At 41.6% G+C, this 13628-nt stretch carries 10 protein-coding genes; 2 read left to right on the top strand and 8 right to left on the bottom strand.

What is annotated here, in order from left to right; all coding sequences use genetic code 11:
* Positions 1 to 2 precede the first annotated feature (2 nt).
* From PQ477_RS12370 to PQ477_RS12350, 5 genes are all read right to left on the bottom strand, one after another.
* The gene (locus PQ477_RS12370; protein ID WP_274272028.1) at positions 3 to 1043 is read right to left on the bottom strand and encodes a LacI family DNA-binding transcriptional regulator; all 1041 of its coding nucleotides are present in this window, start codon (positions 1041 to 1043) and stop codon (positions 3 to 5) included.
* Between the two features lie 39 nt (positions 1044 to 1082).
* Positions 1083 to 2735 (bottom strand): glycoside hydrolase family 13 protein, encoded by a 1653-nt coding sequence (locus PQ477_RS12365; protein WP_274272026.1) that lies wholly within the window; start codon positions 2733 to 2735, stop codon positions 1083 to 1085.
* A gap of 77 nt (positions 2736 to 2812) precedes the next feature.
* Complete coding sequence (locus PQ477_RS12360) at positions 2813 to 3655, bottom strand: sugar ABC transporter permease (RefSeq protein ID WP_035393052.1); 843 nt, start codon at positions 3653 to 3655, stop codon at positions 2813 to 2815.
* A gap of 3 nt (positions 3656 to 3658) precedes the next feature.
* The gene (locus PQ477_RS12355; protein ID WP_035393053.1) at positions 3659 to 4939 is read right to left on the bottom strand and encodes a sugar ABC transporter permease; all 1281 of its coding nucleotides are present in this window, start codon (positions 4937 to 4939) and stop codon (positions 3659 to 3661) included.
* The gene (locus PQ477_RS12350; protein ID WP_274272023.1) at positions 4936 to 6192 is read right to left on the bottom strand and encodes a sugar ABC transporter substrate-binding protein; all 1257 of its coding nucleotides are present in this window, start codon (positions 6190 to 6192) and stop codon (positions 4936 to 4938) included. Before PQ477_RS12350 ends, PQ477_RS12355 begins: the two co-directional genes overlap by 4 nt.
* 208 nt (positions 6193 to 6400) lie before the next feature.
* On the opposite strand from PQ477_RS12350, the gene PQ477_RS12345 reads away from it, so the two are divergent.
* Together PQ477_RS12345 and PQ477_RS12340 are read left to right on the top strand one after the other, a co-directional pair.
* The gene (locus PQ477_RS12345; RefSeq protein ID WP_274272021.1) at positions 6401 to 8149 is read left to right on the top strand and encodes an alpha-glycosidase; all 1749 of its coding nucleotides are present in this window, start codon (positions 6401 to 6403) and stop codon (positions 8147 to 8149) included.
* Positions 8150 to 8252: 103 nt separating this feature from the next.
* Positions 8253 to 9536 carry an ArgE/DapE family deacylase gene (locus PQ477_RS12340; RefSeq protein ID WP_274272020.1) on the top strand — a complete coding sequence of 428 codons (1284 nt, stop codon included), beginning with the start codon at positions 8253 to 8255 and terminating at the stop codon, positions 9534 to 9536.
* A gap of 112 nt (positions 9537 to 9648) precedes the next feature.
* On the opposite strand, the gene PQ477_RS12335 is transcribed toward PQ477_RS12340, so the two are convergent.
* Genes PQ477_RS12335 through PQ477_RS12325 form a run of 3 tightly spaced genes read right to left on the bottom strand, consistent with a single transcriptional unit; the run spans position 9649 to position 13623 of the window.
* On the bottom strand, positions 9649 to 10848 hold the full coding sequence (locus PQ477_RS12335; RefSeq protein WP_274272018.1) for a CaiB/BaiF CoA transferase family protein: 1200 nt from the start codon (positions 10846 to 10848) through the stop codon (positions 9649 to 9651).
* A 19-nt stretch (positions 10849 to 10867) separates the two neighbouring features.
* A complete protein-coding gene (locus PQ477_RS12330) occupies positions 10868 to 12631 on the bottom strand; it encodes a thiamine pyrophosphate-binding protein (protein WP_144558296.1) in 1764 nt (587 codons plus the stop codon).
* Entirely contained in the window at positions 12628 to 13623 is a 996-nt protein-coding gene (locus tag PQ477_RS12325; RefSeq protein WP_144558294.1) for a zinc-dependent alcohol dehydrogenase, read from the bottom strand. Before PQ477_RS12325 ends, PQ477_RS12330 begins: the two co-directional genes overlap by 4 nt.
* Positions 13624 to 13628: the final 5 nt, after the last annotated feature.

Genomic DNA, 13628 nt, shown 5'->3' with positions numbered 1-13628 from the left:
GTTTAAGGCGTGCTTTCTTTTATGATTCTTCTACTTGTTGATGAACGACGAACGAGCTTGTGTCCAACAATTCTTGCTTGAGCAGCTAGTGGAGGTGCGGCAATTTGTTCGCGAACAAGCGTTGCTGCTTGAAAGCCTAGTTCATAAATGAAGATGTCCATTGTTGTTAATGGTGGTGCCGAAAGCTCTGACATTAACACATTGTTGAAGCTTACAACAGATATATCTTCTGGCACGCGATAGCCCATGCTCGTTAACATCCGCAGTACACCAAGAGCCATGAGATCATCTGCTACAACAAGGGCTGTGGGTGGCGTTGCTTGTGCCATTAACTCGATAACGGCTTGTTCTCCACCTTCAAACACTTCATCATGATAAACAAAATACATTGGATTTACTTCAATACCAGCTGTCTCAAGTGCTTGCTCGTATCCATGCTTATGATCAAGTGTGACATAAGCATCTTTTCTTCCACCAATAAAGCCAATGCGTTCATGTTTTAATAGCAACACATACTCAGTCAGCATTTTAGCAGCTTTCACATTGTCATTATTTACATAAGAAACAACGTCTTTATAGTCTTCAGGTGGTCGACCGATCACAACAAATGGAAATTTCTCTCTAAGTAAGAAAGGAATAACCGGATCAGACGTAGTAGAGTACAATAAGATTATTCCGTCAACACGACGGCTGTACACCATTTCCTTTACTTCCTCCATAATCCCTTCTTCCGTTTGTCCTGTTGATAAATATAAGCCATATTTATCTTTATTTGCTTGTGCTGTAATGCCTCGCAGCACTTCTGGAAAAAAAGGATTTTGAAAAGGCGCATAGGATGCACTTGGCATAATGACGCCAATTACATTCGTTTCTTTATTTACGAGATTGCGGGCATGAACATTTGGATAATATCCTAGTTCGTCCATTATCTCTTTTACTCTCTCTTTTGTTCGTTTGCTTATTTTTGGACTATCGGCAATCACCCTAGAAACCGTTGACGGTGCCACGCCTGCTAATTTTGCAACATCTTTAATTGTACTCACTAGACTTCATCCCTTTTATCATTTGTCCAGCTGTGACACTTAGTGATTTGTACGAAACACACGGGCTTCATACGGCTTAAGTGTATCACTCACATCTGAATCTACGTTTGATAAAACAAGTTCAGCATTCTTAATGGTAGAAAAGGGTTGCTCCTTCTCCGATAAATTAACAACTACATAAAATGTTTCATCTTGGCTCGTACGACTATAGGCAACTAGATTATCTGCCGTTTCAAGCAATTGGTAGTTTCCATATACTAGTGTATCAAATTGTTTACGAACTTCAATCATTTTTACATAGTAGTGCAAGATAGAATGTGGGTCGCTCTGCTGACTTTTAATATTAATGGTTTCATAATTCGGGTTGACTTTCATCCACGTTTGATCGGCTGAACTAAAGCCTCCGTTTTTGGAAGCCTCCCACTGCAATGGCGTTCGGGAATTGTCACGGCCTGATTCCCAAATCACGTGCATAATGTCTTCGTGCGGAACCCCCTTTTCAATTTCTTGTTTATAATAGTTACGCATGGACACATCATCGTATTCATCAATTGAATCAAATCGGACATTCGTCATCCCAATCTCTTGACCTTGATAAATAAACGGTGTGCCTTTCATGAAGAAATACATGGTACCAAGTGCTTTTGCACAGCGTTTCCAATATTCCTTATCATTTCCCCAAGAAGATACAACCCGAGTCTGATCGTGATTTTCAATAAACAAAGCGTTCCAGCCAACACCTTCAAGACCATATTGCCACTTAGATAACGCCTCTTTCACAGCAGGTACATTTAACTTCTGTTCATTCTCTTTGTTCCATAATCCAAGATGTTCAAATTGAAACACCATATTAAAAACACCGTTTTGCTCACCAACCCAAGCTGCCACATCTTCAGGATTTTCCATCCGGACACCATTTGCTTCACCAACTGTAAAGACGTCGTAACGGTCAAGAGTGTTTTCTTTCATTTCTTGCAAATAATCATGAATACCTGGACGATTCATATGACCATCGAAGGATTCTACATAGCGCTCACGATTCGGATTTGGCAGGTCGGGGAAACCGTCCACTTTTTTAATATGGCTAATCGCATCAACACGGAAACCATCAATTCCTTTATCCATCCACCAGTTCATCGTCTCATAAAGAGCTGCGCGCGCATCTTTATTTTCCCAGTTTACATCGGGCTGTTTCGTCGAGAAAATGTGCATGTAATATTGCTTTGTTTTTTCGTCCCACTCCCATGCAGACCCATTAAAAATCGACGCCCAATTATTCGGTTCGCTTCCATCTTCCTTAGCGTCACGCCAAATATACCAGTCTCTCTTTTCACTCTCTTTTGAAGAACGAGACTCAACAAACCATTCGTGCTCATCAGACGTATGGTTGATGACAAGATCGATGATGAGTTTCATCCCTCTCGCATGCACTTGCTCCAACAACTCGTCAAAGTCAGCCATTGTACCAAACTCCGCCATGATTTCTTTGTAGTTTCGAATGTCATAGCCGTTATCATCATTGGGCGAATCGTACATTGGACTCATCCAAATAACATCAATTCCCATCCACTGCAAATAATCTAGTTTTTCAATGACCCCTCTTAAATCCCCTATTCCGTCTCCGTTCGCATCATAGAAACTCCGAGGATACACTTGATAGCATACAGCTTCTTTCCACCATTGCTTGGACATGTTAATCGACTCCTATCTACTCTCTCTCTTTGTGTAGAAAAAGGTGCAAAATGATTCTGCACCTTCTTGAATTTTTGTTATCCTTTTGTTGCACCTGACGCTAGCCCTGAAATGAGGTAGCGTTGCAAGAATAGGAATACGATGGAAATCGGCACAGCGATTAATACCGCACCAGCCGCAAATCGGGTAAAGTTTGTCGCAAATTGATCGCTTACGAAATTAAAGAGACCAAGTGCTAATGTATAATTTTCCGGACTTCTTAAAACGATTCTCGGTAAAATAAAGTCCATTAATGGATTCATAAAGTTAAATAAGGCAACCACCGCTAAAATTGGCTTGGCCAGTGGCAAAACAATTTGGAAGAAAATCCGGAAATGCCCTGCGCCATCTAGCTTGGCTGATTCATCCAGTTCTTTTGGTAGCGTATCAAAGTAACCTTTCACTAAGAACGCATTCATCGGTATGGATCCACCAACATAGATAAGGATTAACCCCCATAAACTGTCAAGCAAACCAATCGTATTTAACAATACATAAATGGCCACCATCGCCATAATAACCGGGAAGATTTGCAAGACAAGGAACAAGTACAACCCGTTTTTCTTGCCGACAAATTGATAACGTGAAAACGCATAGGCTGTAAAGCAAACTACAATCGTTGATAAAATAGATGTAATCGTTGCAACAAACAACGAGTTCATGTACCACGTAGTGTATTGACTCTGTTCATCAAAAAATAGCCAACGGTAGTTTTCTAATGACCAATTTTCCGGTAACAAACTTGCCCCATATATATTCGTTCCTGGGCTAAGGGATAAACCAATCGTCCAAAGTAATGGGTATGCAATAATCACAAACATAAAGAAGATGAACGCATACATAAGAAAGACTTCAATTTTCGACTTTGTTTTAAGGTTCATGATTTATCTGTCCTCCTTAAATGACGCGCTACGACGGAATTGGAAGACGGCAAAGAGCGCGACGAGAATTCCAATAATGATCGAGATTGCTGCAGCCATACTATATTGAGAGTTTTCGAATGCAAGGCTGTACACCCACGAAATTAAAATATCGGTGCTCCCTGCACTTTGGCCACGTACTGGTGGGCCACCCTCGTTAAATAAGTAAATAAGATTAAAGTTATTAAAGTTACCAGCATACTGCATAATTAATAATGGCGCTGTCGCAAATAAGACGTGGGGTAACGTGATAAAGCGAAACTTCTGTACACGACTTGCTCCATCCATATCGGCAGCTTCATACCAGTCATCTGATACACTTTGTAAAATACCAGTAAAGAGTGCAAAAACAAATGGGAAGCCAAGCCATACTTGAATCATTATTAACGCAATTCTCGTGTAAAAAGGATCAGACAACCACGGTACCGCGAAATCAAATAACGGAACAAAAAGGTCGCTGTTAATAGCACCGAACCCATCATTAAACATAGCAGCAAAGATAAGAATTGTTACGAAACTTGGAACAGCCCAAGGTAAAATCAGTACGGTACGGATAAGCTTTTTATACTTAATTCGCTTATCATTCACAATAACTGCAAGAAAAAGCGCGAGTGCAATTTGAAGAGTTGTCGCCACAACTGTCCAAACGATCGTCCAAGATAGTACAGAGATAAACGTTTGACGCCAAATCGGAATTGTCGCTAAATCAATAAAGTTTTGAAACCCTACCCAGCTCAATACATTTCTTGGTGGTGAATTAAAGAGATTGTAATCAGTAAACGCAAGTACAATCATATAAAGAAGTGGAAATACTACCGCAAGCAGCAGCAATGCTAAACCCGGCAATACAAGTAAATATGGAAATCCCTTGTCCCAAGAATGCTTCGTTCTCTCACGCAAAGACGGAATGGCTTCTCCTTCCACTCGCATCTTCGCGACACGACGAGCATCTTTCATGGTTAAAAACACCATGATGGCTGCAAAAACCGTTAGAAAGACAGCCACAATTCCTTGTCCAATTAAAACCCTTGAATCATCAACACCATCTAACGTGCCGAGGGTAAACAATCCCCAATAGCCCATATTGAAAATATCGTAAAACACAAAGATAAAGGCAGCCGTAACAAGGAGAAGTAAACTCCCCTTCAACCATTGACGATTGTAAAGTTGTCCAATGCCAGGCACAATGGACAACATACTAGCTAGCTTGGGGTTATGATTTTTCATCGGTGCTACTTCTTTCATTCTCGACCAGCCCCCATAATTTGTATTTCATCTTCAATCAGTTCCACTGTTTCTTCTAATACCTCTCTTACATCATGACCTTGAGATATAAAGACATTCGCATCCCCCATTGGTCCCCAAACTGCCGAAACTTCTGGAACATTCGGCATGAAATAGGCATGTTCTAACTGTTCTTGGAACCCTTCATAAAGTTCATCATCTAAGTTCACTTCTGCTCGTGCTGGGATCTCCCGTTTATTCTCAAAGAAGATTTGAGCGCTTTCATCATTCGTCATAAATACAGCTAACTCTGTTGCCCAACTAATGTGCTCACTATATCCATTGACCATCCACGCTTTTACACCACCAAGAGAGCGCATCGGGTTTCCATTAACCGTTGGAAGTGGTGCCGTTTTTAATGAATCTCCAAGATTTTCTCCGTACTCAGCGATATTCCATGGTCCTGAAAAGACTGCACCAACACTACCGTCTAAAAATAAGCCATTTAAAATATCTGCATTCAGGTTTTGAGGCAAGTAACCTTCTTGGTGAAACCGTTGCAACACTTCCCCGCCTTCAACGGCGCCGTCGTTCGCTAAGCCTATATCAAGGGTATCGTAATCGCCACCGTCTTCAGCAAAAATGTATCCTCCGTACGCCTCGTAGAATGGATAGGCAAAGTACATTTCTTTCGACTCTAGTAGAAAACCAAATTCATTTGCCCCTGCATTCGTATATTCCTCACCAATGGCTTCAAGTTCTTCTATCGTTGTAGGTGGTTCCGAAAGAATCTCCGTATTATAAAAAAGAGCGTAGGTTTCCACGGCTGCAGGTACGCCAGCAAGCTCCCCTTCATACGTAAGCGCATCCAACGTTCCATCTAAATAACCAGCTTCTTGCTCAGGCGTCAACTCAATATCAGCTGCCAACCCTTGAAGTGTTATACTCCCAACCATGTCGTTTGGCTGATAAAATAAATCAGGTCCTCCACCAGCAGGTGCATCTAACGACATTGCTTCTAGTTGATCACCCATACTAAACGGCGTAATCCGAACTTCAATTCCAGTCTCTCTTTCAAAGTTCTCGCCAATTTCACGATAGGCAACAAGTTCACGTTCATCATCATTGACCCATATATGAAGCGATTCTGGTTTATTTTCTTCTGTAGCCGGCTCTGTTTCGAGCTCTTCCATGACCCCTTCTCGATCGGGACCACATGCACTTAATACAGCAAGAACTGCCATTGTACTAATTGGGTACTGCCATTTTTTCATCTTAAATCCCCCCTACTCTATCGTTAACAAAGGCAAACGTTTGCACAAAAAGTTAAACCGTTTACATATCAATTTACATCCATAGTATACGGGTATTTTCAGCAATAGGCAATAATTAAATTTTCTAATAGGAAATCGTTTGCAAAAAGGATTGACACATATCCTAAACCAACTATATGATTTACTAAAACCAAATAGGAGGTATACGATGAATCGAGCTGGCATTATTCATACACAACAACATCATCACCTTTATTTAACGTCCTCTCATGAAGCGATTATTCGAATACAAGTACCAAAAGGGGAAGGCGTAAACGTAACCGTCATTCACGGAGATCCTTACAATTGGAAAGACGGTAGCTGGCAAGCAACGCATACAGAAATGAAGCTTCTTCAAACCGATGACCTTTATGATTACTGGTCTACTAGCGTTTCCATGCCGTATTCCCGCATGCGCTACGGATTTAAAATTGAAACAACGACAGAGGCTTTCTTCTATACAGAACGTGGCTTTTATACTGAGCGACCTGCCGAGATTTCTGCTTACTTTTGCCTTCCTTACGCACATGAAACAGAAGTCTTTTCACCACCTACATGGGTAAAAAACACAGTCTGGTATCAAATATTCCCTGAACGTTTCGCTAATGGAGATGCGTCTAGAAACCCAGATACGACGTTACCATGGGGGAGTGAATCACCAACACCAGACTCCTTCTTTGGCGGTGACTTAGAAGGTGTTATTCAGCATTTAGATTACTTACAACAACTAGGCATTACTGGCATTTATTTCACACCTATTTTTGAAGCGTTTTCAAATCATAAATATGATACAATCGATTACTTATCTGTTGACCCCCATTTTGGAGATGAAGACACGCTCCGCACGCTTATTCAAGAAAGTCATAAGCGAGGCATTCGCGTGATGCTTGATGCCGTTTTTAATCACAGTGGGTATTATTTTGCACCATTTCAAGATGTGCTACAGCACGGGGAAAACTCTCGCTACAAAGACTGGTTCCATCCTTTTGAGCTCCCACTTCAACCAGAAGGAGACCGTCCTAACTATGAGACATTTGCGTTCGTGTCCTCTATGCCTAAATTAAACACGAAACACCCAGAAGTGCGACAATATCTCTTGAAAGTAGCAAAGTATTGGGTTGAAGAGTTTGATATTGATGGATGGAGACTTGATGTTGCCAATGAAGTTGATCATGACTTTTGGCGTTCGTTTCGAAACGAAGTTAAGAACTTGAAACAGGACGTTTACATTCTCGGGGAAATTTGGCATCAATCAAGTCCATGGTTGCAAGGGGATCAATTTGATGCGGTCATGAACTATCCTTTAACCGACGCCATACAGGGATATGCTTTACATCAACAGTCGAGTCAAGACGCACAAATTGCATTAACCAAACATGTAATGAGCTATCCGGCTTCCGTCAACGCCGTTCAATTCAATATGCTGGACAGTCATGATACAGCTAGAGTCTTAACGACAAGCAATGAAAATAAAGCGTTAGTGAAGCTACAATATACTCTGCTATTTTCATTTCCTGGCTCCCCTTGTATTTACTACGGAGATGAGATTGGCATGGCTGGAGAAAACGATCCAGGCTGTCGGGCTTGCATGATTTGGGATGAAACAAAGCAAGACAAAGACATGCTTGCTTTTCTAACACAACTTATCGCATTAAGAAAACGCCATTCTGCGTTTGGTACGTATGACGAGCTTAGCTTTCTTCATTCGGAAGATCCAGCAGTTCTTCACTATCAAACGTCAACAGCCGATGAAACCTTATATTTCGTGTTCAATCGTAGTTTAGAAACCAAATCGATTACCCTTCCTAAAGAAAACCAAGAGCAATGGATTGATCTTTTTAGTGAAACGACCATTTCCCCTACCTTCTCATTAGAACAAGAAAGCTTCCGCGTGTTACAATTAAAACGCACATCATAATTGCTTTATTAACTTGCCAAGCGAATGAATGAGCTGGCAAGTTTTTTTATTACGCGTATTAAGAAAATGATAACGTTTATATATAAAGGGGATATTAATTAAAATGGTCGATTCGCGTTTATTACACGAACAACTTAGCCGCAAAGTAGAGGAGTTATGGCAAGAAGAGCTTGAATTTTTAAAAACAATGATTCGCTTCCCTTCTTTAAGTGGAAAAGAACACCGCTTACAGCTGTTTTTAGCGGATTATTTAACAACGAAATTAAAATTACAGGTCGATCGGTTCACGCCAGCGATTCAGCAGATTGAAAAACATCCCGGCTTCTCCCCACCAAAGTGGACATATGAGTACAGTGACATTGTGATCGGAACGCATAAAGGTATTAATCCCTCAGAAGGGAAAACGCTCATTTTCCAAGGGCATGCCGATGTTGTTAGTGCTGAACCTGCCACAGAGTGGGATTCTTCACCTTGGGAACCACTTGAAAAAGACGGTCGGCTTTACGGTCGGGGAAGTGCGGACATGAAAGGTGGTATTGCCGCTATGATTTTTGCCTATCGGGCTATTATTGAATGTGGCTACGTACCTAAAAATGACTTTATGATCCAAGTGGTTCCTGATGAAGAACGTACAGGAAATGGCGCTTTAGCAGCGCTTGAAGCTGGCTATACTGCAGATGCAGCGCTTATCCCAGAACCATTTGGCTTACAGGCATCGGTTGGTCAAGTTGGTGCGCTTTGGTTTGAAATTTCTTTACGTACCATAAAAAAAGATGACTACAAGCAAACACAAACAAACGTCATTGAAAAACTTCATACCATTACCTCTTCACTAATGGCATTTGAACGCTACCTGAACCAAACTCGTTCTCATCTTGCCTTTTCTGATCAAGACAACCCAATTGATTTAAATATCGGCAAAGTAACAGCAGGTGATTTCGCTTCGAATGAACCGGTGCATGCAACGATAGAAGGACGCGTCGCTTTATTACCTGGGGAACAGATTAGTGAACGAAAACAAGAATTACTTGACTGGATTAAGCAAGAGACGAAAAATGACATGTGGTTCAAAGAGAATCCACCAACTATTGAGTTCTACGGCTTTCATGCCGAAGGTACGTTAAGTGATGACACCTCTCCATTGTTTCAAGAACTAGATGCCGCTCACGAACGTGTGACAAAAACGAAACCGACACGACGTACACTTCCGTCTACAACAGATGCACGCCACTTTCAACTCTATTATGACATCGATACAATTTGTTACGGCCCGGTTGGCGGTCAATTCCACGAAGTCAATGAATGGGTTGATTTAAACAGCATAAAGGATGTTACAAAAGTGTATGCCACTTTTTTAGCCAACTGGTGCGGCGTTGAAAAAAAATAACAAAACAGGAGAAGCCCCAAGGAGGCTTCTCTTTTTTTTCGTAAGCGCTTGAATGACTAGCGAGTACACTTTACTCAAAAAAGGCTCTCGCTATAGTCCTTTCTGCCGTTCGTTAAATAACGTTGTTTTGTTCAAACGTTTTAATGTCTTCTTTAGAGAAGCCAAGCTCCATTAAAACACTTTCATTATTTTCACCAAGGTCTGGTGCAATGGAACGAATACTTCCTGGTGTTTTTTCAAACTTCGGTACAATTCCTGGCACTTTAATTGAACCTAAACGAGGATGCTTTACTTCGACAATGTTCTCTCTCGCTTTATACTGTTCATTTACAAAAATATCAGCAATGCTCATAACAGGACTTATTGGAACACCGAAATGGTCCAGTTTTTCAAGCAGGTATTCTCGCTCCTGCGCTTGAATCCATTTCTCCACAATCCCGTTCGTTTCATCGTTATGTTCTAGTCTACGGGCATTCGTATGATAACGCGGGTCTGTTAGCATATCTTCACGATCCATCGCTTTTGCTAAACGATTAAACGTTGTATCTGTACTTGTTACGAGAACAACCCAATGACCGTCCTTCGTTTGGAACGTTCCAGAGGGGGAAGAATGACCTGCCAATCCAGGTGCACGTTCTCGTACTTTCTCTAGCTGGTCATATTCTGCTACAAGAAATTCCATCATCCGAAAAACGGTCTCATAAAGCGCAATATCAACCATTTGTCCTTCCCCATCTTCTTGGGCATCACGGTGATAAAGAGCTGTTACCGCAGCAAACGCTACGTATATTCCGCAAATGTAATCGGTTAATGAGAAAGGAGGACTAACTGGATGGCGATCCGTGAATCCTTGCAAATACGTATACCCGCTAAACGCCGTTGCCGGTGTTCCAAATCCAGCTTTACTTTTATAAGGACCTGTTTGCCCATACCCAGAAACCCGAATCATAATTAAGTTTGGGTTTAATTCCTTCAATACATCATAGCCAACTCCCCATTTCTCTAATGTCCCCGGCCGAAAATTTTCAACGAGAATATCATGAGTAGTAGCCAACTTCTTTAATATCGTCACCCCTTCTTCTTGATGAAGATCAAGGGTTAACGATTTCTTATTGCGTGACAGACCAGGCCAGCGAAGCGGTTCATCTTCCTTAAAGGGTCCGACACTTCTAGACGTATCTCCTCTGCCTGGAATCTCCACTTTCAACACATCAGCTCCGAAGTCTCCAAGTAGCGCGGTTCCATAAGGAGCAGCAATCATTGTGGAGACGTCAAGCACTTTAACGCCCCCTAATGGTGTTTTCATTCTCATACACTCCCCTATCTCTTTTTTATGGAATACTTACGTGGGACTTTTCACTATCAGGTGAGTAAATATCATTAATGTTCCATTGCCCATCGGTTGGTACGGGCTCGTTTCGCATTGCTACATCAAGAACGACTGGTTCGTTTGCTTCAATTGCTGCCTTCAGTTCATGCTTAAATTCAGCAGCAGACGTAATTTTAACGCCTTTTACACCAAAGCCTTTTGCTATTTCGGCAAAATTAGGTGAGTAGCTCTCACCGTCTTTCTTAAACAATGTGCCATAGGTTGTGTCGTAATGCGCCATCTCTAAACCAGCAATCGTTCCGTATGCGCTATTATTCATGACAACCCATACAACTGGAATCTTTTCTTCTACAGCAGTCGCAAGCACAGACGGATTTTGACCAAACCCACCATCGCCAATAAGGGAAACAACTACTTTATTTGGTTGTGCAAGTTTAGCTCCTAGTGCGGCGGCAGATCCAAATCCCATTGTTGCATAGCCACCTGGTGTTAGAATGGAACCTGGTGTATAAATTGGAAACTGCTGTCCAACACCATTTTTATTCCAGCCAACGTCAGTTGTAATATAGGCATCTCGTGGTAACACTTCACGTACATCCGCTAAAATTCGTTCAGGTTTCATTGGGAAAGCTTCGCTCGTTACATTTTCCTGAATCGAAGCGCGTAATGACTTTCGATATTCTTGAATGTCTTCTTTTAACTTCTCATTGCGGTCAATTCCATTTGGATACAATCGTTTCGCAACTCGATTCAAAGCAACAAGCGCGCGCTTCAAATCTGCTACTGCACCAATTTCTACTGGATAGTTTCGACCAATCTCACTTGGATCAATATCGATATGAATTAGTTTTGTTTTTGGAAAATTAAACGTGACGTTCTGATACCAAGAGCTTGAATCTGCTTCTGAAAAACGTGTCCCCACACCGAATAAATAATCCGCATTCTTTGTTTGATCATTAATAAATTTCGTTCCCCAGAAACCTGTCATCCCGACTGTTAACGGATGGTCATCCGGTAAAACACCTTTTCCCATTAACGAGTGGGCAACCGGAATATTCATATGATCAACAAATTTCCTTAACTCTTCTTCTGCACGGGATAGGATAACGCCTCCGCCTGCATAAATAACAGGACGTTCTGCATTTGCTAAGGTTTCAACAATGCGTTCAGCCGTTTCTTCATCTAATGAAGGTTTCTCAACTACTTGCGTGTGATGATGTAAAAGAGCAAATTTCTCTTCATCTACTTCTTTTGAGAAGATGTCCATCGGTACCGATACAAGAACAGGCCCAGGTCGGCCACTCTCTGCTAGTTGGAATGCTTTTTGGATAATTTCTGGGAATAAGTCTTCCCGATCCACACGCCATGCACGCTTGACGAACGGTCGATAAATCTCCCACTGCGCGCCATCGGCATGCATATTCACCTCTTGATGTGGATGCTTGCCATAATAATGACTAGGCACATCTCCTGCAATAACGACCATTGGAATAGAATCGAGGGCTGCATTGGCTACACCTGTAGCCGCATTAGTTAAACCCGGACCTAAGTGACTAAGAACCACAGATGTTTTCCGCTTTGCTCGTGCGTAACCATCAGCTGCGTGAGACGCAATTTGTTCGTGACGTACATTAATAAATGTAATCGGACTTTTATCAAGTTCAGCTAAAACGGCAATATTCGTATGTCCACATAAGCCAAATACGTACTCTACTCCACGACTCTCTAGATACTTTACAAGTTGTTCAGATACTAGTTTCTTCATGAGACAGCAGCTCCTTTAAATTGTAATACGATTTTGGCGTAATTCCCGCTTAACGCCATTTGATACGCTTCTTCATATTCATAAAACGGTTTTATTTTTGATATAAAGACCGTTGGATCAAACTGTTCGTCCAGAAGATACGTAACGCTAGTTTGGAAATCAGCCGGAAACTCATAAATAATGCTTCCGACTATTTTTTGCTCTTTTCTCACAACTTGTGCTACTGGAATTGTTGCTTCTGGCGTAATGCCAATAAGCAATAGCTCTCCTCCTGGCTTCAATTGAGAAAAACACGATTCTACTGAATGTTTCGTTCCAGCGGCTTCAATGACAACATCAAATTGTTTGCCTGCTATATCCATTGGATGGCCTAACGTCATATCATGAAAGCTTTTTAACATAGCTAATTTGCTTGCATTAATATCAATTGCTGTCACTTCAGCACCAACATATCTGGCTAATGCAGCCGCAAGTAACCCTTCCGTACCACACCCAACAACTAATACGCTCATACCTGGCTTAATCGTAATTTGTTTCATACCATGGACAATGACTGATAATGGTTCGATTAGAACAGCGGCTTCATTTGATAATTCATCAGGTATTGGTAGGCAATAACGAGAATGAATATGGATCTCCTCGGCAAATCCTCCATCACATGTAATGCCGATTGACTGTTTCTCTAGACAAATATTCGGCTTTCCTTTTAAACAAAACTCACACTTTCCGCAAAACGTGTTTGGTGTAATCACGACACGACTACCTTCTTTTATGTGGCTTGCCCGACTATCTATTACTTCACCAACTACCTCATGGCCAGGACGTAACGGATACTGGGCGTGTGGTAATCTGCCTTTAAAAACAGACAGATCTGATCCACAAATGCCGCCATAAAGCAGTTTTATTCTGACTTCCTCATCTTGCAATAACGGAAGCGGTGAAGCCTCGCGAACGTGCATCACTTGTGGTTGATCTAAGTAGATCTCTTTCACCGTAC

The organism is Shouchella hunanensis (assembly GCF_028735875.1).
GTDB lineage: Bacteria > Bacillota > Bacilli > Bacillales > Bacillaceae_D > Shouchella > Shouchella hunanensis.
Note: the sequence above shows the minus strand (reverse complement) of the source record. Positions and strands in the feature narration are given on the sequence as shown.

What these genes read in the sequence shown, in the direction of transcription:
- PQ477_RS12365 (WP_274272026.1), bottom strand. Translation starts at nt 2,735, where the DNA reads ATGTCCAAGCAATGGTGGAAAGAAGCTGTATGCTATCAAGTGTATCCT.
- PQ477_RS12360 (WP_035393052.1), bottom strand. Translation starts at nt 3,655, where the DNA reads ATGAACCTTAAAACAAAGTCGAAAATTGAAGTCTTTCTTATGTATGCG.
- PQ477_RS12355 (WP_035393053.1), bottom strand. Translation starts at nt 4,939, where the DNA reads ATGAAAGAAGTAGCACCGATGAAAAATCATAACCCCAAGCTAGCTAGT.
- PQ477_RS12350 (WP_274272023.1), bottom strand. Translation starts at nt 6,192, where the DNA reads ATGAAAAAATGGCAGTACCCAATTAGTACAATGGCAGTTCTTGCTGTA.
- PQ477_RS12345 (WP_274272021.1), top strand. Translation starts at nt 6,401, where the DNA reads ATGAATCGAGCTGGCATTATTCATACACAACAACATCATCACCTTTAT.
- PQ477_RS12340 (WP_274272020.1), top strand. Translation starts at nt 8,253, where the DNA reads ATGGTCGATTCGCGTTTATTACACGAACAACTTAGCCGCAAAGTAGAG.
- PQ477_RS12335 (WP_274272018.1), bottom strand. Translation starts at nt 10,848, where the DNA reads ATGAGAATGAAAACACCATTAGGGGGCGTTAAAGTGCTTGACGTCTCC.
- PQ477_RS12330 (WP_144558296.1), bottom strand. Translation starts at nt 12,631, where the DNA reads ATGAAGAAACTAGTATCTGAACAACTTGTAAAGTATCTAGAGAGTCGT.